The sequence below is a fragment of the Ruegeria sp. CDSC025 genome, assembly GCF_059610805.1.
Genome location: NZ_JBXWOJ010000001.1, coordinates 458,703 through 479,284, shown reverse-complemented (window position 1 = coordinate 479,284; position 20,582 = coordinate 458,703). Strand labels below are relative to the sequence as shown.

At 54.3% G+C, this 20,582-nt stretch carries 22 protein-coding genes; 11 read left to right on the top strand and 11 right to left on the bottom strand.

Annotation, left to right across the window (positions count from 1 at the left end; all coding sequences use genetic code 11):
* Positions 1-3 precede the first annotated feature (3 nt).
* The 4 genes from AC2FH8_RS02385 (at position 4) to AC2FH8_RS02370 (ending at position 5,132) form a co-directional block, all read left to right on the top strand.
* Positions 4-1,890: an AMP-dependent synthetase/ligase gene (locus tag AC2FH8_RS02385; RefSeq protein WP_496688054.1), complete on the top strand. Its 1,887-nt coding sequence runs from the start codon at positions 4-6 to the stop codon at positions 1,888-1,890.
* 29 nt (positions 1,891-1,919) lie between these two features.
* Positions 1,920-3,080, top strand: a complete 1,161-nt coding sequence (locus AC2FH8_RS02380; RefSeq protein WP_496688051.1) for an ABC transporter substrate-binding protein — start codon at positions 1,920-1,922, stop codon at positions 3,078-3,080.
* A 144-nt stretch (positions 3,081-3,224) separates the two neighbouring features.
* The gene (locus AC2FH8_RS02375) at positions 3,225-3,890 is read left to right on the top strand and encodes a YrbL family protein (RefSeq protein WP_281994629.1); all 666 of its coding nucleotides are present in this window, start codon (positions 3,225-3,227) and stop codon (positions 3,888-3,890) included.
* 153 nt (positions 3,891-4,043) lie between these two features.
* Complete coding sequence (locus AC2FH8_RS02370; protein WP_496688048.1) at positions 4,044-5,132, top strand: SGNH/GDSL hydrolase family protein; 1,089 nt, start codon at positions 4,044-4,046, stop codon at positions 5,130-5,132.
* A 102-nt stretch (positions 5,133-5,234) separates the two neighbouring features.
* On the opposite strand, the gene rpsI is transcribed toward AC2FH8_RS02370, so the two are convergent.
* The 4 genes from rpsI to AC2FH8_RS02350 all read right to left on the bottom strand — a co-directional run bounded on the left by rpsI (position 5,235) and on the right by AC2FH8_RS02350 (position 8,277).
* On the bottom strand, positions 5,235-5,720 hold the full coding sequence (gene rpsI / locus AC2FH8_RS02365; RefSeq protein ID WP_271947073.1) for a 30S ribosomal protein S9: 486 nt from the start codon (positions 5,718-5,720) through the stop codon (positions 5,235-5,237).
* 5 nt (positions 5,721-5,725) lie between these two features.
* Positions 5,726-6,184 carry a 50S ribosomal protein L13 gene (rplM, locus tag AC2FH8_RS02360; protein WP_113790645.1) on the bottom strand — a complete coding sequence of 153 codons (459 nt, stop codon included), beginning with the start codon at positions 6,182-6,184 and terminating at the stop codon, positions 5,726-5,728.
* 147 nt (positions 6,185-6,331) lie between these two features.
* Complete coding sequence (locus tag AC2FH8_RS02355) at positions 6,332-6,862, bottom strand: GNAT family N-acetyltransferase (protein ID WP_496688045.1); 531 nt, start codon at positions 6,860-6,862, stop codon at positions 6,332-6,334.
* An 11-nt stretch (positions 6,863-6,873) separates the two neighbouring features.
* Positions 6,874-8,277, bottom strand: a complete 1,404-nt coding sequence (locus AC2FH8_RS02350) for an aminotransferase-like domain-containing protein (RefSeq protein WP_496688042.1) — start codon at positions 8,275-8,277, stop codon at positions 6,874-6,876.
* Positions 8,278-8,376: 99 nt separating this feature from the next.
* Between AC2FH8_RS02350 and AC2FH8_RS02345 the strand changes: the two genes are divergently transcribed.
* The gene (locus AC2FH8_RS02345; RefSeq protein ID WP_142633870.1) at positions 8,377-8,604 is read left to right on the top strand and encodes a DUF1127 domain-containing protein; all 228 of its coding nucleotides are present in this window, start codon (positions 8,377-8,379) and stop codon (positions 8,602-8,604) included.
* Between the two features lie 59 nt (positions 8,605-8,663).
* On the opposite strand, the gene AC2FH8_RS02340 is transcribed toward AC2FH8_RS02345, so the two are convergent.
* Positions 8,664-9,107, bottom strand: a complete 444-nt coding sequence (locus AC2FH8_RS02340; RefSeq protein ID WP_142633872.1) for a PaaI family thioesterase — start codon at positions 9,105-9,107, stop codon at positions 8,664-8,666.
* A gap of 58 nt (positions 9,108-9,165) precedes the next feature.
* Between AC2FH8_RS02340 and AC2FH8_RS02335 the strand changes: the two genes are divergently transcribed.
* The 4 genes from AC2FH8_RS02335 to gluQRS all read left to right on the top strand — a co-directional run bounded on the left by AC2FH8_RS02335 (position 9,166) and on the right by gluQRS (position 13,098).
* On the top strand, positions 9,166-9,951 hold the full coding sequence (locus AC2FH8_RS02335) for an enoyl-CoA hydratase (protein ID WP_142633874.1): 786 nt from the start codon (positions 9,166-9,168) through the stop codon (positions 9,949-9,951).
* 261 nt (positions 9,952-10,212) lie between these two features.
* Positions 10,213-11,553 (top strand): methylenetetrahydrofolate--tRNA-(uracil(54)-C(5))-methyltransferase (FADH(2)-oxidizing) TrmFO, encoded by a 1,341-nt coding sequence (gene trmFO / locus AC2FH8_RS02330; RefSeq protein ID WP_142633876.1) that lies wholly within the window; start codon positions 10,213-10,215, stop codon positions 11,551-11,553.
* Between the two features lie 37 nt (positions 11,554-11,590).
* Positions 11,591-12,205, top strand: coding sequence for a class I SAM-dependent DNA methyltransferase (locus tag AC2FH8_RS02325; protein WP_496688037.1), 615 nt, complete (start codon positions 11,591-11,593; stop codon positions 12,203-12,205).
* Entirely contained in the window at positions 12,202-13,098 is an 897-nt protein-coding gene (gene gluQRS, locus AC2FH8_RS02320) for a tRNA glutamyl-Q(34) synthetase GluQRS (RefSeq protein WP_496688033.1), read from the top strand. The genes AC2FH8_RS02325 and gluQRS overlap by 4 nt, the downstream gene beginning before the upstream one ends.
* Before the next feature lie 4 nt (positions 13,099-13,102).
* On the opposite strand, the gene hisI is transcribed toward gluQRS, so the two are convergent.
* Positions 13,103-13,492: a phosphoribosyl-AMP cyclohydrolase gene (gene hisI, locus AC2FH8_RS02315; RefSeq protein ID WP_142633882.1), complete on the bottom strand. Its 390-nt coding sequence runs from the start codon at positions 13,490-13,492 to the stop codon at positions 13,103-13,105.
* Between the two features lie 48 nt (positions 13,493-13,540).
* Between hisI and AC2FH8_RS02310 the strand changes: the two genes are divergently transcribed.
* On the top strand, positions 13,541-13,993 hold the full coding sequence (locus AC2FH8_RS02310; protein WP_496688030.1) for an iron-sulfur cluster assembly scaffold protein: 453 nt from the start codon (positions 13,541-13,543) through the stop codon (positions 13,991-13,993).
* Positions 13,994-14,053: 60 nt separating this feature from the next.
* Positions 14,054-14,692: a MarC family protein gene (locus AC2FH8_RS02305; RefSeq protein ID WP_142633886.1), complete on the top strand. Its 639-nt coding sequence runs from the start codon at positions 14,054-14,056 to the stop codon at positions 14,690-14,692.
* Between the two features lie 186 nt (positions 14,693-14,878).
* Here AC2FH8_RS02305 and AC2FH8_RS02300 read toward each other — a convergent pair whose 3' ends face one another.
* The 5 genes from AC2FH8_RS02300 to sciP all read right to left on the bottom strand — a co-directional run bounded on the left by AC2FH8_RS02300 (position 14,879) and on the right by sciP (position 20,544).
* The gene (locus AC2FH8_RS02300) at positions 14,879-15,163 is read right to left on the bottom strand and encodes a hypothetical protein (RefSeq protein ID WP_142633888.1); all 285 of its coding nucleotides are present in this window, start codon (positions 15,161-15,163) and stop codon (positions 14,879-14,881) included.
* On the bottom strand, positions 15,115-17,205 hold the full coding sequence (gene recG, locus AC2FH8_RS02295) for an ATP-dependent DNA helicase RecG (protein ID WP_496688026.1): 2,091 nt from the start codon (positions 17,203-17,205) through the stop codon (positions 15,115-15,117). The genes AC2FH8_RS02300 and recG overlap by 49 nt, the downstream gene beginning before the upstream one ends.
* Entirely contained in the window at positions 17,202-19,328 is a 2,127-nt protein-coding gene (gene ligA / locus AC2FH8_RS02290; protein ID WP_281994635.1) for an NAD-dependent DNA ligase LigA, read from the bottom strand. The genes recG and ligA overlap by 4 nt, the downstream gene beginning before the upstream one ends.
* A 123-nt stretch (positions 19,329-19,451) precedes the next feature.
* A complete protein-coding gene (gene ctrA, locus AC2FH8_RS02285; RefSeq protein ID WP_496688022.1) occupies positions 19,452-20,168 on the bottom strand; it encodes a response regulator transcription factor CtrA in 717 nt (238 codons plus the stop codon).
* 82 nt (positions 20,169-20,250) lie between these two features.
* On the bottom strand, positions 20,251-20,544 hold the full coding sequence (sciP, locus tag AC2FH8_RS02280; RefSeq protein WP_281972127.1) for a CtrA inhibitor SciP: 294 nt from the start codon (positions 20,542-20,544) through the stop codon (positions 20,251-20,253).
* Between the last annotated feature and the right edge of the window lie 38 nt (positions 20,545-20,582).

The window sequence follows — 20,582 nt, the reverse complement described above, 5'->3', positions numbered from 1 at the left end:
AGCATGAATATAAGCACCCTGCCCTCTCAGATTATGATCAACGGTGTTCAGTACAACGCAAATCCCGGTCAGCGACCGGTCTATGTAGATGAATGCACAACCATCGGGCAACTATTTCAAAAGCGTTGTGCCGATTTGAGCGCGCGTACGGCGCATCGTGAAAAGGATTTCGGTATCTGGAAATCCTATTCCTGGGCGGATTACTGGCAGCACGCGAAATGGATAGGCCTCGCCCTGCAAAAGCTCGGTTTGAAACGCGGTGAGGTCGTATCGATCCTGTCCGAGGACCGAAAAGAATGGGCTTGGTTCGATATGGGCATTCAGGGCGTCGGGGGGATCGCCTCGGGCATCTATACGACGGATTCGGCCGCGCAACTGAAATATCTGATCAATGACAGTGACAGCCGTTTTCTGGTGGTCGAAAATGAAGAGCAGTTGGACAAGTTCCTTGAGGTCGAAGGTGATCTTTCCAATCTTTTGAAGGTTATCATCCTTGAGGATGAAGGTCTGCATGACCTGGACCATGACCGCTGCATGTTGATCGGCGATCTTTATGAGCTAGGTCAGCAAACCGAGCGTGAAGAGCCGAACCGCTTTGACGCCGAAATCGCGCTTGCATCCCCGCAGGATACCGCCCTTCTTGTCTATACGTCCGGCACGACCGGCATGCCAAAAGGCGCAATGCTGAGCCACGAGAACATCCTGGCCGCAATCGAAGCCGGCGCCCATTCCTTGCCCGCATTGGAAACAGATGAACAGCTGTGCTTTTTGCCGCTCTGCCACATCCTCGAGCGTGATGTTTCCATATATTTCCCGCTGGCAACGAAATCTGTCGTCAACTTTGCCGAAAGCCCCGAGACTGTTTTCGCAAATCTGCAAGAGGTTTCTCCTTCGACGTTTACGGCGGTCCCGCGTGTATGGGAAAAGATCTATTCTCAGGTTCAGATCATGGCCCAGGATGCAACCTCGACCGGGCGCGCGGCCTTTGGAATGGCGGTAAAGGCGGGTCTGGCACGTGCCGAATATATCCTGGCGGGCAAGCCGGTCCCGGCCAGTGTTGCCGCGCAGTACTGGCTTTGGGACCGTTTGGTTCTGCGTAACCTGCGCCGGATGCTGGGGTTGGACAATATGCGGCGCGGTGGAAGCGGCGCCGCTCCGATTTCGGCGGACTTGCTGAAATGGTACTGGGCCATTGGTGTACCTCTGGTCGAAGGTTTTGGTATGACCGAAACATCGGGCCTGGCGACATTGAATACACTTGGAAACAACAGGATCGGAACCATTGGAAAGGCTGTGCCGGTCAATGACGTCCGTATTTCCGAAGGCGGAGAGATTCAGCTTAAAGGGTTGAACATCTTTCAGGGTTACTGGCGAAACAACGCCAAAACAGCCGAGACTTTCACTGCCGATGGTTGGTTGCGTACTGGTGATATGGGCGAGATCGACCAAGACGGTTTCGTGACCATTACGGGTCGCCTCAAAGATCTTATCATCACGGCGGGCGGCAAAAATATAGCCCCGGCCGAGATTGAAAGCCGTCTCAAGTTCAGCCCCTTTATCTCGGACGCAGTTGTAATTGGCGATAAGCGCAAGTTCCTGACTGCACTAATCATGATTGATCAGGAAAACGTGGAGAAATTTGCGCAGGATCGAAAGGTCCCCTTCTCGAATTTCGCCTCTCTTTGTGCCTCCACCGAGGTTCGGGACCAGATCAAAGACGAAGTGGGTGCCGCAAACAAGGATTTCGCAAGGGTTGAGCAGATCAAGGATTTCCGCCTGATAGATGTTCTGCTGACGGCAGATGATGACGAACTGACGGCCACAATGAAGCTCAAGCGCAGCTTTGTGGAAAAGAAACACGAACATCTTATTGAAGACATGTACAATTAGACAAAACGTTATCCAAAGGGAGGATTGTAATGAGGAATCTGATTAAACGGCTGTCCGCTGCCACAGTTTTGACGGCTGTCGCGACGCTCTCCAGCGCCCAGACACAGGGTGTTACGGATGATGAGATCGTAATCGGCTCGGTAAATGATCTGAGCGGTATCTTCGCCGCTGTTGGTGTCCCAGCCACCAAAGGCGCCAATGTGGTGTTCGACCGCGTGAACGCTGCAGGTGGTGTTCACGGTCGGACCATCCGTTTTGTGGTTGAGGATAATGGCTATCAGATGCCGCGCGCGATGCAGGGCTACAACAAGTTGCTGAACCGCGACAAGGTGTTTGCGATGTTGCAATCTCTGGGTACGCCGATGAACCTGGCCGGATTCAAACTGCTGGATCCCAAGGGCATTCCGAATGTCGCGCCTTTGACGTCGTCGCAGAAAATGCTGCAAGAACCAGTGCGCAACAAATTCACGTCCTTTTCCACCTATTTCGATCAGGCGCGTGTTGGCGTGAACTATCTGGCCGGCGAATTCGGATCGCAAACAGTCTGCACCATGTATCTGCCCACCGATTTCGGCGAGGAGATTCTGGAAGGCAGCAAGGCGGGTGCCGAAGAGGCTGGGATCGGATTTGGCACAGAAACCACCCACAAGCCCGATGAGACCGATTTCGTGGGCTCTCTGAGCAAGCTCAGAGATGAAGGCTGCGACATCGTCACCATGGCCCTTGGGGTTCGGCAGGCGATCACCGTGGTTGGCACCGCCAAAAAGATGGGTCTAACGGATATGAAATTCTTGGGAACATCAGCCAGCTTCCTGACCGTCGTTGCCCAGGTGCCGGGTGGCGTGACGGATGGTTTTTATGCCGCCGCCTCATGGCTGGACTTGTGGGCCCGCGCGGATCAACCGGCCCCTGCAGCCTTCATCGAAGAGTATAAGGCTGCAACAGGCGAAGACCCCGTTGGATTTGCGATGTTGGGCTATTCTGCGGCTGAAATGATGGTTAAGGCGCTGGACGCCGCCGGCCCCGATCTGACTCATGACAGTTTTATCGCTGCGATGGAGACACTCGACTACAACGACGAACTGGTTGGAAATCACATCTCGTTTTCGCCGGACGACCACCAAGGTGCCGACACGGTGTTTGTGAGCGTTGTTGAAAACGGTGCTTGGAAGCTGGTCCACGAAGAGTAACGTCTGAAAAACAGAGTTTGATCAGCATTCAGGCGTTAGAAACCATGAGCCGTCCGTTCCAATACGGACGGCTTTTTCATTTTGTTTTGGGCTATCCACCTGCGGATAATTGGTTCCAATGCAAAACCACTATAGTTAGGCGAAATGGAAAAAACTCGAATCGAAAATCTGTTATCGTTGAAAGATCGTAAGATCATCGCGCAGGGTAATCGGCAATTTGTCTATCAACACCCTGATCTGCCGGACACTCTGCTGAAGATCCCGCAACCTCAGACGATAGATGACGAAGCTCATCTTGTGACGGATACCTGGTTTGATCGGATGTTTCGACGCTCGACGGCGTTCAAAGGATTTCTGCGCGAGTTTCACGAGTCGTTTGATCTTATGGTGCGTCACCAGAAATCCGCTGCCCCTATCCCCGTATGTGAGGTGCGAGGTGTGGTTCAGACGGACCTGGGTCTGGCGCTTATGTACGAGCGGATTTCCGAGCCTGACGGACAGCTATCGCCCAGCCTTATTGGCTTGGTCCAAAGCCGTCGCCTTAAGCCGCATCACTTGGATTCGTTGAACGCGCATTTTGATATTTTGGTCAAAGAGAACGTTTTGGTCAGTAACCAGAACCCCGGCAACATCGTCTATCAGACGCTGGCCGACGGCTCAGGACGATGGGTCTGGATAGACAGTTTCGGAAATAAGCAGGCGATCCCAGTTCGCAGGTGGTTCCCAAGCCTGAACAAACGAAAGATCGACCAGACTCGGCAGAAATTCCTTACTTTGGCTCAACAGGCTTTAGGACGTGAAACGGACTGACAAATCCGTGTTGGAGCGACTTTCTTTTCGTCTCACGCTTGACGTGTGCAGGCTGTTAATCTCAACATTCAGAAATGTGTTTTGTGCGTCCTTGTCATTACCACGAAAACGGGACCAATTCAGTAAATGGTATTCTAGGTAGTTAGATAAAAAATGCGGTCAAAAATTCTGAACTTTCTGATCATCGTGATGATCTCTGCAACGCTTCTTGCTGGTGTGGAGCTGGGCATCCGTTGGCTGTCACCACAAGGCGTTCTGACAACATATCCAGAGGGCGGTCCACTTGGATTGAAGGACCCGGTCGTCGGGCATACGAACAGGCCAAACACTGTCGTCGCCATCAATGCACCAGAGTTCACGGTCGAGTATAAAGTCGACGAAAACGGGTTTCGTGAAACGCGTTTTCCAGCCAATACCGCAGACGATGGAAGCACCATCAAGATCCTGCTGCTGGGGGATTCATTTACCTTCGGCGCTTCAAACGAGCTGGGCGATATCTGGCCTGAACTTTTGGCCCAGAAATTCCTGGATGAAGGCATGTCTGTGCAGCTGATCAACGCAGGCGTGCCGGGATATAACACATCTCAACAGGCGCTGTATCTTGAGCGGTTAAGCGAAAAATATAACCCCGATATTGTGCTGGTGACCTTTCTTCCCAACGATATGTTTGCAAATGAGCCTATTCGGACCGTTGATGGCGTTGATGTCGCTTACAGCGATGTCAGCTCGGTTGTGGGGTCCGGGAATATCAAGAAATCCTCGCTGCACTCGGTCACGATGTTAAAGCGAATGCTGATGGCCAACGATCAGAGCTATACCCAACTGTACCTGATGACGCCGCGAAAGGCGTTTTTCACCACCCCGATGAGCGAGCTGTTTCAGGCCAAAGTCGAGACGACAAAGGAGGTGTTTACCCGCATGGCCACCTTCACGCAGTCGCAGGGATCCGAGCTTGTGGTCGTGTCTGTCCCACAGTTGTTTCAGGTTCTCCAGGCCGCAAAAACATCTTCTGATCCCGAGGTTGATCCCGGCCTACCCGACCGCCTGATGGAGGGTGTGGTGGCCGAGCAAGGATTTCAGTGGCACGAAGCGTTGCCCTACCTCACCGAAGAATACAGCTCCACAGGTAAAGATCTGTATTTCAGATACGATGGTCATCTGAATGCCGACGGCAACAGGGTTCTGTCTGATTTCATGTTCCAGATTCTGGCCCCGCTGATCGAAACCAAAGCAGCTGGCTGAGTTCGAAAACAGATTCGGCAAACCAAATCCCAATCAACAAAAGAAAAACGGCCGCAACATTGTGCGGCCGTTTGAAACAGTCTTGAAGGTTCGTGCCAGCGATTAACGCTTGGAGAACTGGAACGAACGACGCGCTTTGCGCTTACCGTATTTCTTACGTTCCACAACGCGGCTGTCGCGGGTCAGGAAACCAGCGGCTTTCAGTGCGCCACGCAGCGACGGATCGTACAGTTGCAGCGCTTTCGAGACGCCGTGCTTGACCGCACCGGCCTGACCGGTCAGGCCACCGCCTTTGACGGTTGCAACAACGTCGAACTCACCTTCTACGCCGGCAACCTGAAACGGCTGGCGCAGGATCAGCTGCAGAACGGGGCGTGCAAAGTACACGTCCTGGTCTTTGCCGTTCACGGTGACCTTACCGGAACCCGGCTTGATCCAAACGCGGGCAACAGCGTCTTTACGCTTGCCGGTGGCATAGGCACGACCCAGTTCGTCGCGTACGGGTTCACGCACGATGACTTCTTCGGCCACAACTTCAACGCCTGCTACGGCGCTCAGCTCTTCGAGAGTATTGATCTGATCAGCCATGGTCATTAGCTCCGGGTGTTTTTCTTGTTCATGGATGCAACATCCAGAACTTCGGGCGCTTGCGCCTCATGGGGATGCTCGGCACCGGCATAAACACGCAGGTTGGTCATAACCTGACGCGATAGGCGGTTGCCCGGCAGCATGCGCTTGACCGCCTGGGTCACGACGCGCTCGGGGTATTTGCCCTCGAGGATCTGCTGCTTGGTGCGCGACTTGATGCCGCCCGGGTGGCCAGTGTGCCAGTAGAAGTTCTCTTCGCGCTTCTTGCCGGTCATCTGGATTTTGTCAGCGTTGATCACGATGACATTGTCGCCCATGTCCATGTTCGGGGTGAACGACGCTTTGTGCTTGCCACGCAGACGCATGGCGACGATCGAGGCAAGACGGCCCAGAACAACGCCCTCGGCGTCGATCAGGATCCATTTCTTGTCGATGTCTGCAGGTGTTGCAGAAAAGGTTTTCATGGCAGGATAGTCCTGTTTGATGTGAAAGACCGCCCCCATACGGAGCGGTCCGAATTCGATGGATGGGGTTTAAACCCACGCGAAAGGCGGGTCAATACACGCAAATCAGTTTTAACTTAGCAAAAACAATGTATTACAAAATAGGTATTATTTTACCCCATGTTTTTGCCAATCTTTTTCCGTCAATACCCAACGCATCCACTGCCCAGCCCCGGTACCAAGAACAAGTTGCCGGGTATCAACGTACCGCGCCCCAAGTTTCGCGGTCCCTTTTTGTGATCGCAAGTTGGTTGGGTCGATATGAAACCAGACCTCATCCAGTTCGCCGAACACCTGATTTACCATCAGCGATTTGATCGCCCGATTGCTGGCTCCGCCCCAGTGATCACGGGTGATAAAGCTGTATCCGATGCCGATGCCCCCGGGAACTTCGGGAGGCTCATAATAGCGAGAGCACCCGATGACCCGGCCTGTCGCCTCTTCGCGTACTGTCACTGACCCACCTGCGCTCAACAGAAAATCGAAATAAGGGGCGAAAACTTCTTTCTGATGGCGGGATTTGGCGGGATGCCCGGCCCAAATCAACGGATCGCTGGCTGCAAGGTGCAGGTCTTCGAAGTCACTTTTGAGCATCGGTGTGACGACAAATCCCCTGTCCCGCATTTCCCGAATATCCATTAAGCGTCCCCTTACACCGAAATCTGTTCGGGTGGATTATCCAGCAAACGCCTGAGACGCTGCATTGCGTCCTCGAATTGATCCAACGATACATGCCCGTTCATGGCAATGCGCACCGCATTGGGCGCGCGCCCGTCACGCAAAGCAAACTCATCGGCAGACCGCAGTTGAATTCCCTCTCGCTCGGCTGCGCGGCTGAACGCAGCCGCTCGCCAACCAGAAGGCAAGTTCAGCCAGACAAAAGGTACATCTGAGGCCCAGTTCAGGTCGAACCCACCCAGGGCGTTTACGGCCACGCGCACATATTCCCCCATCCGGGTCCGGACATCTTTTGCGATTTGGCGCGTCCGCGGATCAGACAACATCAGCCGCGCCAGTTCGGCAAGCGGCTGAGCAAGGCCAAAATAGCCATATTCCGCTGAACGGCGCAGATCAACGCTGCGCTCGCGCGGCGCTATGGCAAACCCGACACGCAGTGCGGGCGTCAAGATCTTCGAGATCGACGACACATGCCATCCCCTTTCCGGCGCCAGGGCGCGATAGCTGGGCGCTCTTGCATCACCCATGCGGTAGCAGTCGTCTTCGATTATCTGGACGCCAAACCGCCGCGCGATTTCCACAACTTCTTTGCGGCGTTCCAGTGGCGTATGTGAGCCGGTCGGATTTTGAACCTCGGGTGAGACACATATGGCCTGCGCCGCCGACTGGCGAAGGACATGCTCCATAGCGTTGGGATCCACGCCCCATTTGTCCATCTTTACGCCAACGACCTCTGCACGCATCAACTCACCGGCGCGTCGGAACCCCGCGTATGACAGATCCTCAACCAGAACGATCGGCTTTGGTCCGCGTAATATTGTCTGAAATACAAGGCAAAGGCCGTTTTGTCCGCCGTGGGTCAGAACGATATCGTCCTGCGAAATTGGTCCCAATGGCAAATCGGAAAGCCAATCTACAACAGCCTGTCGCATAGGTTTATACGCATCGCGGGTTGGATAGTTCATAAACAGGCGTGGATCGGATTGTGCCACTTTCTGCATACATTCGCGGATCAGGGCCACCTGCCCCATATCGGCGAGCCTTGGGCTGAACAGGCTGACATTGGCTTCATATTTGTCATCTCTGAGATGAAGTTGCCGAGCCCAGACATCATCGAGCAGAGGCGCCTTGGGCGGGGCCACAAATGTACCACGTCCTACTTCGGCGCTGAGCAGACCTTCGTCTGTGAGTATTGTATAGGCGCGCGCAACGGTGCCCGGTGTGATTTGTAACCTATAGGCAAGTTCCCGTACCGGCGGCAGCTTTGTACCGACTTCCAAAAGATTGTTATCTATAGCTTTTCGAATTGTATCGGCGACCAGTGTATATTTTGGCCCTTTGGATTTAGGCAGTGACTCTGGCCAAATTGTATCCATTACAATTCTTCCTTTGATTGCAGCACAATTCTGAATGTATCAAGTGTTCATACCGAACATATTACGTTTGTGTCAATACAATTTGAAGGGAACCCCAAGATGACACGCGCAATGCACAACCCCGCCCTGATAGCGCTTAACGACAGCCCCCGGCTGCCGCTGATTGCCGCACTGGCCGTGCGGTTTGCGGCGACGGTCACAAAATGGGAGCGGCAACGCCGCAGCCGAATTAACTTGTCCAATCTCGATGACAGGCTGCTGAAGGATGTGGGCCTGACTAATTATCAGGCCAGACGAGAGATCGAACGCCCTTTTTGGCAGGGCTAGGTAATCCCCAGTCCCTATATGGGACCTCTTCCTTGGCCGGGTTTATCCCGGCCATTTTTTCACCCAAAAGCTGCCGCAGCTGACCCCTCTGGTGGTAAAGAATAGGTCATCGTTGCGCGTGCGACGGGTTTGTCTGACCCTTCCGAAAATATTAGAACGTCACCTACGGCAAGGGTTTTTCCTAGCTTCAGCAAGGTGCAGCGCGCAATCAAATCTGCATTTCCATCTGGTTTACGCATGAAGTCCATTGAACAACCGGTTGTCACGGCCAGAGACTGCTGGCCCCTGCGCGCCAGGATCAGTGCGTAAACGCTTACATCAGCTAATCCAAACATAGACGGCCCCGAGACGGTCCCACCGGGGCGCAAATGACGATCGCCAACGGCAAGTCTCATGACGATGGACTCTTCGGTCAGATCCTGGACCGAATAATCCTGACTGACCTGGGGGAAGATTTGGCTCATATAATCCTCCAGTTCCTCCCGATTCATTGCCAATGACATACTTCCCCTCCTGGATTTGCCGACCTAGAGTTGGCCTCACATCAGATCGGAGGGCAAGATGGGAATTCTGGAACGAAATGACGCAGACGCCGTGGCTAGGCTTACAATGAATGCGCCAGACCGACTCAACGCCCTAAGTGACGAAATGCTGGCTGCACTGCAGACTGAACTTGATACTCTGCGCGAAGACAGTTCCATCCGGGCGGTGATCCTTTCTGGTAAAGGCAAAGCTTTTTGTGCGGGTCATGATCTGAAACAGATGACAGCTGGGCGCCAATCTGAAGACGGCGGCAAAGCCTATTTCCAGGACCTATTCAATCGCTGTGCGAAAATGATGCTTTCGATTCAGTCGCTTCCGCAGCCGGTAATTGCCCAGGTGCACGGCATTGCTACGGCGGCCGGATGCCAGTTGGTTGCAACCTGCGATCTTGCTGTAGCTGCCGAAGGGACGCGGTTTGGCGTAAACGGTGTGAATATCGGGCTGTTCTGTTCGACTCCAATGGTTGCTCTTAGCCGAAACATTCCACGCAAACACGCCTTCGAGATGTTGACGACCGGAGATTTCATTCCGGCGTCACGAGCTGCTGAGCTGGGTCTTGTCAATCGCGTGGTGCCAGAAATGCTGTTGGAGCATGAGGCTGTTTCACTGGCCGAGCAGCTTGCCTCCAAACTGGGATCTGCCGTGAAAGTCGGAAAACAGGCCTTCTACCGCCAGTTGGATATGCCATTGGATCAGGCCTATTCCTATACCGGCGAGGTAATGGCTCAGAATATGATGCATCGGGATACCGAAGAAGGAATATCTGCATTTATCGGAAAAAGAGATCCAAATTGGAGCCAATAAGGAATTTGTCATGCATATTTTTCCGCAATGTCGCCATTTTTGGACTTTTCAAATGGGCGTTACTGTGGCAATGCTGAGACGAGGCTAAGTCCTTGAACACTTTTTGGGTCGCCGTGGGCGGAAGGTCCCTCCGAGCTGGTTTCTCTCACTGGCGCAGACATTCCCGCATCGGCGACCCCAAAAATCCCTTGAAAACATGATTTCCCGTGCGCCATCGCTGCTGTGTTGCGTTGCGATCTTCTGTGCCCTATGTGGCAGCTTATGACACAGAAATTGCATATCGTGGGCGGCGGCATGGCCGGGTCCGAGGCTGCCTGGCAGGCGGCGGAAATGGGCGTCGAGGTCGTGATTCACGAAATGCGCCCAAAAGTCGGAACTTTTGCGCATCAGACCGGCAACTTGGCCGAGATGGTCTGCTCGAACTCATTCCGGTCGGATGATGACGAACAGAACGCCGTTGGACTGCTGCATTGGGAAATGCGCGAGGCCGAAGGTTTGATCTTGAAAACGGCAGATGCACACCGACTGCCGGCCGGGGGCGCATTGGCTGTAGATCGCGATCCGTTTGCGGAATCTGTGACGGCCAAGTTAAAGGCTCACCCCCTTGTCGAAATCACTGGCGAAGAAGTGACCGCCCTGCCCTCTGACGGCCAATGGATATTTGCCACCGGCCCTCTGACGTCTGCTGGATTGGGAGAAGCAATCCGCGCGGAAACCGGCGCCGAGTCGTTGGCGTTCTTTGATGCCATTGCACCAATCGTATATGCAGACAGCATCGACATGAGCAAAGCTTGGATGCAATCTCGGTATGACAAGGGTGAGACCGAAGAAGAACGCACCGCTTACCTGAATTGTCCGATGGACCGAGAACAGTACGACGCCTTCATCGACGCCCTGCTGGCCGCCGACAAGACCGAGTTCCATGAAGGAGAGACCGCAGGCTATTTCGATGGCTGTCTTCCGATAGAGGTTATGTCCGAGCGCGGTCGTGAAACGTTGCGCCACGGACCGATGAAGCCGGTCGGCCTGACGAACCCGCATCAGCCCGAGGTAAAGCCTCACGCGGTGGTTCAACTGCGCCGGGATAACGCCCTGGGAACATTGTTCAATATCGTCGGTTTTCAGACCAAGATGAAATACGGAGCCCAAACCGATGTATTCCGCATGATTCCTGGGTTGGAGAATGCCAGTTTTGCGCGGCTGGGCGGTATTCATCGCAATACGTTCATCAATTCTCCGACATTGCTGGATTCCCAGATGCGGCTGAAATCAAAGCCCAATATCAGGTTCGCTGGTCAGATTACCGGTGTCGAAGGTTATGTGGAAAGCGCCGCGATGGGTCTTTTGGCCGGACGTCTGGCTGCTGCCGAGATGTTGGGCCGTACCGTTCCCGAAGTTCCGCAGGACAGTGCCATGGGCGCTTTGATCCACCACATCACTGGCGGTGCCGAGGCAAAGACATTCCAGCCAATGAACGTGAATTTCGGTCTGTTCCGTCCTGTCGATGGGTTAAAAGGCGGTCGGCGTGGCCGAAAAGACCGCTACAAGGCCTATACTGACCGGGCCAAGGAAGAATGGACCAAGTGGTTGGCGCATTGGTGACTGGACGGGTCCGGCCCCGACGTCCTAACATATCGGTATGAGCGATAAATTCCTAAAGGATGTCTATGGGCTGGATTCGCCTCAGGCGACCAAAGCACATTATCAGAAATGGGCCTCGTCCTATGATGATGAGGTTGGATCGAACGGCTATGCGACTCCGGGGCGTATCGCCCACGCCCTCTGGTCGCAACTGCCCGAGCCGAATACCCCAATTCTAGACTATGGCTGCGGTACCGGTCTGTCCGGCGTCGCGCTGAACGCGGTAGGATTTGAGGTCATCGACGGAATAGACCCCACCCCGCAGATGTTAGAGGGCGCCAAGGCCAAGGGGATGTATCGCAACCTGATTAGCTTTGACATCACAGATCCCAACCCTCTGCAAGCTGGCGCATATAAAGTAATCACAGCGATCGGAGTCATCGGCGTCGGCGCCGCACCGCCAGAGACACTGGATATGCTGATAAACGCATTGCCATCACACGGTCTTTTAGCTTTTTCTTATAATGATCATACGCTTGAAGATCACAGCTATACCATTCGCCTAAGTGAGTGGCTGGATATGGGCGCAGCACGATTGCTGTTCCGGGAATATGGCCCGCACCTTCCGGGAATGGACATGAAGTCTGACGTTTATATTGTTGAAAAAGTGTGACTTTAGTAACCAGATTTGCACCATCACCTACAGGACCGCTGCATCTCGGCCACGCTTATTCGGCGATGTTGGCCCATGATTTTGCAAAGTCGAATAATGGGCTGTTTTTGCTGAGAATCGAGGACATCGACCGATCTCGCTCGCGCCCGGCATGGGAAACCCAGATTTACGATGATTTGCATTGGCTTGGCCTGTCTTGGCCTGAACCGGTGCTGTGCCAATCCACGCGAACCGCAATCTATGATGCCGCGCTAGACGATCTGTGGTCGCGGGGGCTGCTGTACCCGTGCAGCTGCAACCGAAAAGACATCGCCAACGCGGCCAGCGCTCCCCAGGAAGGAGCCCCACTTCTTGGTCCGGACGGGATTATCTATCCGGGGACGTGTCGCACACGTTGGAAACAACAGGGTTCATCGGGTAAACCACGCCCGCTTAGTATTCCGTTGCGATTGGATATGGCCGAAGCTTTGCAACAAACATCCAGCCTGTTTCAGATCGATAAAAACACTGCATGGTTTCAAGAGATTGGAGAAGGTCCAGGCGCTGAATCCGGCGGTGTCCGGTTCACACAGGCAGAGATGTTGGAAACGGTTGGGGATGTCGTTCTGTCGCGCCGGGATATGGGCACGTCGTATCACTTGTCGGTCGTTCTGGATGACGCTGCACAAAAAGTTACGCATGTGGTTCGCGGTCAGGATCTGTTCGAAGCCACACGTATCCACGTTCTGCTGCAGACGCTGTTGAATTTGCCGACACCCATCTACCTGCATCATCGCCTGATACGCGATCAGGCCGGCAAACGGCTGGCTAAACGCGACGATGCGCGTGCCATTGCCAAGTTTCGCGACGAAGGGGCGACGCCCGAAGATATTCGGGCGATGGTCGGGCTTTGACCGATCAGGCCATGGGGGCCATGAGTTCGACCTCGTCCCCGTCTCTGACCGCTGTGTAAAAGCACGACCGACGGTTGGTGTGGCAGGCCGGACCGGTCTGGCGCACAAAGACAAGCAGGCAATCCCGGTCGCAATCCACGCGGAGATCAACCAATTCCTGCACATGGCCCGAGCTTTCGCCCTTGATCCAGAATGACTGGCGCGAGCGGGACCAATAGGTAACGCGTCTGGTTTCAAGCGTCTTTTCAATGGCGCTCTGGTTCATCCAGGCCATCATTAATACCTCGCCCGTATTTTCGTCCTGAGCGATGGCCGGAATCAGCCCGGCCTCGTTGAATTTCAAACTCGATGCATCGAACGCGACTGAGGAAGACATGACAAAAACCTTTTGCATCCCGGTGGATGGCCACTATGTATTGGGAACATTCAACGAGGGAAAGCCATGTCCGGCGAGAATGACCTGATAAAGCTATACTCTGGCCGAATTCTGGCCCTTGCTGCTGACATTCCGCATCTAAGCCGGCTTGATGACGCTGACGCTACGGTGAAAAAACGCTCGCCCCTATGCGGGTCGACCATCACGGTTGATGTCAAAGTTCAGGATGGCAGAATTTCAGAGTTCGGTCAGGACGTGAAAGCCTGCGCTTTGGGACAGGCCTCTGCTTCGGTCGTTGGCGGAGCAATCGTCGGCACAACGCGTGCTCAGGTCGAAAAGGCGCGCGAGCAACTGTCCTCGATGCTGAAAAAGGATGGATCGGCACCCGAGGCCCCATTTGATGGGCTTGAGGTTTTGATGCCCGCACGGGAATATAAGAACCGTCATGCCTCGATCCTGCTGGTTCTTGATGCAACCGCAGAGGCATTTGAACAGGCGGAACGTGCAAATTGCGCCTAAACATGGTTTTGACGGGCGAAACGTTATAGCCTTTCGGAATAAACGAAGGGAATTCCAGTTTTGAACGGTTTACTTGAGCATTTTGTCACGCTTTGGGTTGTTATTGATCCGATTGGAACAATCCCGGTCTTCATCGCTGTTACCGCAGGGCTTGGGGCCGCCGCACGCCGTAAGATGGCGCTTGTGGCCTCGCTTATAAGCGCCGGGATTCTATTGTTTTTCCTGGTCTTCGGGCAACTGCTGATCGAGGCGCTGGATATCGGCCTGAACTCTTTTCAAGTCGCTGGCGGCATTATCCTTTTCCTGTTCGCGCTGACCATGATTTTTGGCGAGCCCAAACAGGAAGTCGAGCAGCGCGCTGCCGAGGACGACATCAAAGACGAACTCCACAAACACAACCCAGCGATCTTTCCTCTTGCCGTCCCCTCGCTTGCCTCACCAGGTGCGATGCTGGCCATCGTCATCTTGACCGATAACAACAGGTACAGTGTTGCTGATCAGGGGATCACGGCTTTGGTCATGCTGTCGGTTGTTGCGATTGCCTTTGTCCTGATGTTGCTGGCCGAGCCGATCATTCGGCTGATCGGCCATTCAGGCGCCGCCATCATCAGCCGTGTCATGGGGATGATCCTGGCATCGGTCGCAGTGAACTCGGTTCTGTCGGCGTTGTTGGAAATTATGAAAACCGGTCAGCTCTAAAAAAAACCGCCGCACCTTTCGGGCGGAAAGGGCGGCGGCAGGTAATGCGTTTCTCATGTGGGGTCCGGATATCCGCGCGGGGCCGAGGCATGGCCCTTCAAGGGTATTGGGACAGGCAGGTCACCCTTGATTGAAATGGGGATGACAAGCGCGGCGTGATCGGCATGAGATCGCAGGCAGAAAGACTTAATACGTTCCGGGAAGATGAAGTGCGACCATAAGTATGACCACCAGTGCAACCGCACCTGCTGCGTCCTGCAGCAGCGTCGACTGGGAACGATTTAGGGTGGTCTTGATCTGGGTCAGCATATGGGTTCCTCCGGTCAGGGTTTTAATCCTTTGTTGACCTTTTGTTCTCATATTTTGCTGTCTTGGTAAAGAACTTTTTGAGAACATTTGTGAACTAATGTTCCTGTTTTCGTCTAACCAACTGATATCAAACGGATTGCCTGATCCTGTTTCATCAGCCACAAAAGAACACGAGCCGCCTTGCCCCTTTGCGTTTCAAGTTTGGCGTCCACGCCCAGCAGAGCCCTTGCGTCAGACTGCGCAACTGCCATCAAACCGGCCTGCCTTTCCAAATCGGCGATACGGAACTTCGGCAGACCTGACTGCGCGGTACCGATCAGATCGCCCGCTCCGCGCATTTGCAGGTCTGTCTCAGAGATTTTGAACCCGTCTTCGGTTTCGCGCAGAACTTCCAGCCTTTTGCGCCCCCCTTCGCCGAGGGGCGGCTGATACATCAGCAGACATGTCGATTCTGCCTCGCCTCGCCCAACACGACCGCGAAGCTGATGCAGCTGCGCCAGGCCAAAAATCTCGGCCCTTTCGATAACCATGATCGAGGCATTTGGAACATTCACGCCAACCTCGATTACCGTGGTCGCCACCAGAACTTTGGTTTGCCCCTGCTGAAATGCCTTCATCGCTGCGTCTTTGTCGGCGGGCGGCATTTGGCCGTGAACCAGCCCCACTATCCCGTCCCCCAAAATGGCACGCAGCCTTTTGAACCGTTCCTCGGCAGCGGTCAGATCCGAGACTTCGGATTCATCGACAAGCGGGCAAACCCAGTAGCATTGGCGGCCCTCAGCAATAGCTTTTTGCAGATGCGAGACAACTTCTTGAATCCGTTCAGTGCTCACAACCGCTGTTTTGACAGGTTTTCGCCCCGGCGGCTTTTCATCAAGCACGGACACGTCCATGTCACCGTATTGAGTCAGGGCCAGACTGCGTGGGATCGGCGTTGCAGTCATGACCAGAACATCTGCTCCCTTGCCTTTTTCCGAAAGCTCCATGCGTTGACGGACCCCAAATCGGTGCTGTTCGTCGACGATTGCCAGCCGTAATTCCTGAAACGCGACATCGCTTTGAAATACGGCGTGAGTGCCCACCAGAATGTGAATATCCCCCCGTTGAAGCGCCAACAGCTTGGCACGCCGATCCGCCCCCTTGTCGCGACCGGTCAGGATTTCCAGAACCACGCCCGCCTCTTCGGCGAGGGGGCGCAACCCTTCCAGATGCTGCTGAGCGAGTATCTCGGTTGGGGCCATCATGACGCCCTGCCCGCCCGCCTCGACCGCGACCAGCAGTGCCATGAACGCAACCAGAGTCTTGCCGGACCCAACATCCCCCTGAAGCAATCTGTTCATGCGCGTATCGGAGGCCATATCCCCTGCGATCTCTTGAATTGCGCGCTGTTGGGCGTTGGTGGGCTTGTATGGCAGGTTCGACAACACACGGGATTGCAGCTTGCCCGTACCAGCGCTGGCGATCCCCTTGACCCTGCGCTCTCTTTGGCGGGCTAATGCCAACGTCAGTTGATGCGCGAACAGCTCATCATAGGCCAAACGCTCACGCGCAGGCGAAAACGACGCGACATCATCCGCACCCTGGGGGTTATGCGCTGCATGTACCGCGCCCAGCCAGTCTGGCCAGTTCTCTTTAGCGACCTGCGCGAGGTCAATCCATTCCGTCAATTCCGGCGCGAGGGCAACCGCGCTGCGCGCCGCTTTAAAGGCGGTTTTCTGGGTCAGGCCTTGGGTCAAATGATAGACAGGTTCAAACTCAGGGATATCCTTCGAATCCGCTGGCGGCAGCATGTGATCCGGGTGGACCATCTGAGCAATCCCGTCGAACAGCTCTAACTTGCCAGAGATCACCCTGCGCGCGCCCTGAGGGAGCACTTTTTGCAAGTAATCGCCGCGGGCATGAAAGAACACCAACTGAAATTCAGCCTGGCTGTCTTCAACATGGACACGATACGCACCGCCCTTGTTTCTAGGTGGGCGATGGATGCCAACGGTGACTTCTACGGTCAGCGTCGAGGGCAAATCGACGCCTTGAATGGTATCGCGCCTGCGCCGATCAATCACCGCATAAGGCAGCCCGAACAAGACGTCGCGCGGGGTCTCGACACCTGACTGCGCCAAGACCTGAGCCGTTTTCGGCCCCACGCCGTCAAGCGTTTCCAGCCGCGAAAACAGCGGGAACAGAGATTCGGGCCGACCACTCATTTGCCGTCGATCAGCTGCAACCAGCCATCTTCGTCGAGCGTCTCGATCCCAAGCTCAGCCGCCTTTTTCGCCTTTGATCCAGCGCCCGGTCCTGCAACCAAAAGATCGGTCTTTTTGCTCACTGACCCCGACACTTTAGCGCCCAGTGCCTCGGCACGTGCTTTGGCTTCGGCGCGGGTCATCTTTTCAAGCGTTCCCGTAAAAACCACTGTTTTCCCCGCAACAGGGCTGCCCAAGGTATCGGGCCGTTTCGCGTCTTGGACATCAAGCTGAGCCACAAGATCGTCGATACTCTGCCGTTCGGCAGGTTGGGCGAAGGCTGAAACCAATGCGCGGGCCATAACCTCACCAACACCGTCAACGTTCAGCAGCTCATCCCATTCTGACCCGGTCTGACTATGCGCTATGGTAACCGCTTTTTCCAGCTCATCCCATGATCCGTAATGCGTTGCGATTAGGTTCGACGCTGCCTCGCCGACATGTCGAATGCCCAGTGCAAACAGTAACCGACCCAGTGGAATAACTCGTTTTTCATCAATCGCTTGCCACAGATTGGTGGCGCTCTGCGCCCCCCATCCCTTGCGATTAGCCAGCCTGTTCAGGTTCGCACTATCTCGTTGTTTCAGAGTAAAAATATCAGCCGGGGTCCGAACTGGCAGATCGGGATCGTCATAGAACATTTCAATCTGCTTTGCTCCAAACCCTTCGATATCAAAGGCCTTGCGTGAGACGAAATGCTTCAATTTCTCAACGGCTTGCGCAGGGCAGATAACGCCGCCGGTACAGCGACGGACCGCGTCACCTTCCTCGCGGATCGCATCGCTGTGACATTCAGGGCATTTTTCCGGGAAGATGAACTTTTCGGCATCATCCGGGCGTTTCGAAATGTCGACATCGGCAACCTTCGGGATCACATCGCCGGCGCGATAAACCTGAACCCAGTCGCCGATCCGAATGTCTTTGCCTTCGCGTATCTCGCCGCCTTTTGCGTCTTTACCAGAAATGTAATCTTCGTTGTGCAACGTTGCATTCGACACGACCACACCGCCGACTGTAACCGGATGCAGCCTGGCCACCGGGCTCAGCGCGCCGGTGCGGCCAACCTGAATGTCGATCGCTTCAAGACGGGTCCAGGCAAGCTCGGCCGGAAATTTATGCGCAATTGCCCAGCGGGGTGTGCTGGACCGGAACCCAAGCCGTGATTGCAGCGCAAGATCGTTTACCTTGTAGACCACACCATCAATGTCATATCCAAGCGTCGCACGCTGCAGCTCGATGCTGCGATAGTGATCCAGAATCTGCTTTGTACCCGTGCATAAACGGGTTAGCGGGTTGGTTGAAAATCCGAATTCCTTCAGGCGCTGTATGGCTTCGTATTGGGTGCTTGCCAGAGGCTCAGACAGCTCCCCCCAGGCATAAGCAAAAAACTTGAGGGGACGAGAACGGGTAATTGCGGAATCCAACTGACGAAGGGATCCTGCGGCGGCATTTCGCGGGTTGGCGAAGGTTTTTTCGCCTTTCTTGGACTGGCTCTCATTTAGACGATCAAAGTCGTCGTGAGACATATAGACCTCGCCGCGAACCTCAAGGATGTCTGGTGCGCCGGTGATTGCCTGTGGAATATCCGATATGGTTAGCGCATTTGCGGTAACATTTTCCCCGACTTCTCCGTCTCCCCGTGTGGCCGCATGGACAAGCCTACCCCTCTCATACCGAAGCGAAAGGGAGAGACCGTCGATCTTGGGCTCAGCCGTATAGCTCAATCCCGTCTCGTCATCCAACCCTAGATATTTTCGGACAGACCGATCGAAATCAGAGACGTCCTCGTCATGAAAAGCGTTGCCCAAAGACAGCATGCGCACGGCATGTGAAATCTTGGAGAACCCATCGGCGGGGCGGGCACCAACGATATCCGATGGGCTGTCAGATCGCTTGAGTTGCGGAAATCGCGACTCGATTTCTGAGTTTCTGAGTTTCAGCGCATCATAGTCGGCATCAGAAATCTCGGGGGCGTCTTTCTGGTGATACAATGCGTTCGCATGATGTAAAAGCCCAGCCAGCCGCGCCAATTCATTGCGTGCCTGATCTTCCGTCAGGTCTGATACTGAAATGGAATTGCTCATGCCCTCGCCCCGTCAAATGTTCTTGGAGTTCAGTGATAGGGCGAGGGCATGGCTAGGTCCAGACGTGCTGTTCAGTGAGCGAGGGTGTCGCCCCGGACCCTTGGCGACGAAAAACTTGCGCGCCTAGGCGCCAACCGCAATGCGAGGTTCATCGACGCTGTTTTTCTGAGGATCGCGCAACACATACCCCCTGCCCCAGACGGTCTCGATATAATTTTCGCCCTCGGTGGCATTGCTAAGTTTTTTGCGCAATTTGCAGATAAAGACGTCAATGATTTTCAATTCGGGCTCATCCATTCCCCCATAGAGATGGTTAAGGAACATCTCTTTAGTCAGGGTTGTTCCCTTTCGAAGGCTCAGAAGTTCGAGCATTTGATATTCTTTGCCGGTCAGGTGAACAGCCTTGCCTTCCACTTCGACGGTTTTCGCATCCAGATTCACTGCAACGCGCCCGGTGTGGATTATGGATTGAGAATGCCCTTTTGAGCGGCGAATAATGGCGTGAATACGTGCAACCAATTCTTCTCTATGGAATGGTTTAGTCAGATAATCGTCAGCACCAAATCCGAAGCCTTTAATTTTACTTTCTGTATCGTCGGCCCCCGACAGGATCAGGATCGGCGTTTCCACCCGCGCAACCCGCAACTGGCGCAGCACTTCATGCCCGTTCATATCCGGAAGGTTGAGATCAAGGAGGATCAGGTCGTAATCGTAAAGTTTTGCGAGGTCGATCCCTTCTTCGCCTAAATCTGTCGCATATACGTTCAGATTGGCATGTGTCAGCATCAGTTCGATGCTTTTGGACGTGGTTGGATCATCCTCGACAAGAAGTATACGCATTTACTGCTCCAATTCAGCTCAATTTACCAATTAAAATCGAACCTGCTCAAAAATGGTTAATCTGACGTTACCGTTGAATCATTTATTCACGCTCTCCTTTAGGTTGTCGATATTTTTTTATCGTAGTGACCTTTAATGCGTCCGTTCCGTGTTCTGCGACCGCAGAAACCCAGGAATTAAATTCTTCATCGCTGAGGCCATATTGGTTTTTGGCTTCCGAAAGCGTAATCAATCCGTATAGAACGCCACGGACTACAATCGCTTTACGGGATGCCACCCAGCGGGTTGTCTCTTTTGGCGGCAGATCAGCCCGGGATAAAACCGTTCCATCCGGCAGGGTTACCGACCTGGGCCCCTCTACTTTGTGCAAATACATCTTTCGGTCCTCTTCGTGCTGCGACAAAGCTGACACCA

What these genes read in the sequence shown, in the direction of transcription:
- trmFO (WP_142633876.1), top strand. Translation starts at nt 10,213, where the DNA reads ATGACACAGAAATTGCATATCGTGGGCGGCGGCATGGCCGGGTCCGAG.
- AC2FH8_RS02340 (WP_142633872.1), bottom strand. Translation starts at nt 9,107, where the DNA reads ATGTCATTGGCAATGAATCGGGAGGAACTGGAGGATTATATGAGCCAA.
- AC2FH8_RS02310 (WP_496688030.1), top strand. Translation starts at nt 13,541, where the DNA reads ATGTCCGGCGAGAATGACCTGATAAAGCTATACTCTGGCCGAATTCTG.
- hisI (WP_142633882.1), bottom strand. Translation starts at nt 13,492, where the DNA reads ATGCAAAAGGTTTTTGTCATGTCTTCCTCAGTCGCGTTCGATGCATCG.
- rplM (WP_113790645.1), bottom strand. Translation starts at nt 6,184, where the DNA reads ATGAAAACCTTTTCTGCAACACCTGCAGACATCGACAAGAAATGGATC.
- sciP (WP_281972127.1), bottom strand. Translation starts at nt 20,544, where the DNA reads ATGTATTTGCACAAAGTAGAGGGGCCCAGGTCGGTAACCCTGCCGGAT.
- rpsI (WP_271947073.1), bottom strand. Translation starts at nt 5,720, where the DNA reads ATGGCTGATCAGATCAATACTCTCGAAGAGCTGAGCGCCGTAGCAGGC.
- AC2FH8_RS02370 (WP_496688048.1), top strand. Translation starts at nt 4,044, where the DNA reads ATGCGGTCAAAAATTCTGAACTTTCTGATCATCGTGATGATCTCTGCA.
- AC2FH8_RS02335 (WP_142633874.1), top strand. Translation starts at nt 9,166, where the DNA reads ATGGGAATTCTGGAACGAAATGACGCAGACGCCGTGGCTAGGCTTACA.
- AC2FH8_RS02350 (WP_496688042.1), bottom strand. Translation starts at nt 8,277, where the DNA reads ATGGATACAATTTGGCCAGAGTCACTGCCTAAATCCAAAGGGCCAAAA.
- AC2FH8_RS02345 (WP_142633870.1), top strand. Translation starts at nt 8,377, where the DNA reads ATGACACGCGCAATGCACAACCCCGCCCTGATAGCGCTTAACGACAGC.
- AC2FH8_RS02325 (WP_496688037.1), top strand. Translation starts at nt 11,591, where the DNA reads ATGAGCGATAAATTCCTAAAGGATGTCTATGGGCTGGATTCGCCTCAG.
- ligA (WP_281994635.1), bottom strand. Translation starts at nt 19,328, where the DNA reads ATGAGCAATTCCATTTCAGTATCAGACCTGACGGAAGATCAGGCACGC.
- recG (WP_496688026.1), bottom strand. Translation starts at nt 17,205, where the DNA reads ATGAGTGGTCGGCCCGAATCTCTGTTCCCGCTGTTTTCGCGGCTGGAA.
- AC2FH8_RS02375 (WP_281994629.1), top strand. Translation starts at nt 3,225, where the DNA reads ATGGAAAAAACTCGAATCGAAAATCTGTTATCGTTGAAAGATCGTAAG.
- AC2FH8_RS02385 (WP_496688054.1), top strand. Translation starts at nt 4, where the DNA reads ATGAATATAAGCACCCTGCCCTCTCAGATTATGATCAACGGTGTTCAG.
- AC2FH8_RS02380 (WP_496688051.1), top strand. Translation starts at nt 1,920, where the DNA reads ATGAGGAATCTGATTAAACGGCTGTCCGCTGCCACAGTTTTGACGGCT.
- ctrA (WP_496688022.1), bottom strand. Translation starts at nt 20,168, where the DNA reads ATGCGTATACTTCTTGTCGAGGATGATCCAACCACGTCCAAAAGCATC.
- AC2FH8_RS02355 (WP_496688045.1), bottom strand. Translation starts at nt 6,862, where the DNA reads ATGGATATTCGGGAAATGCGGGACAGGGGATTTGTCGTCACACCGATG.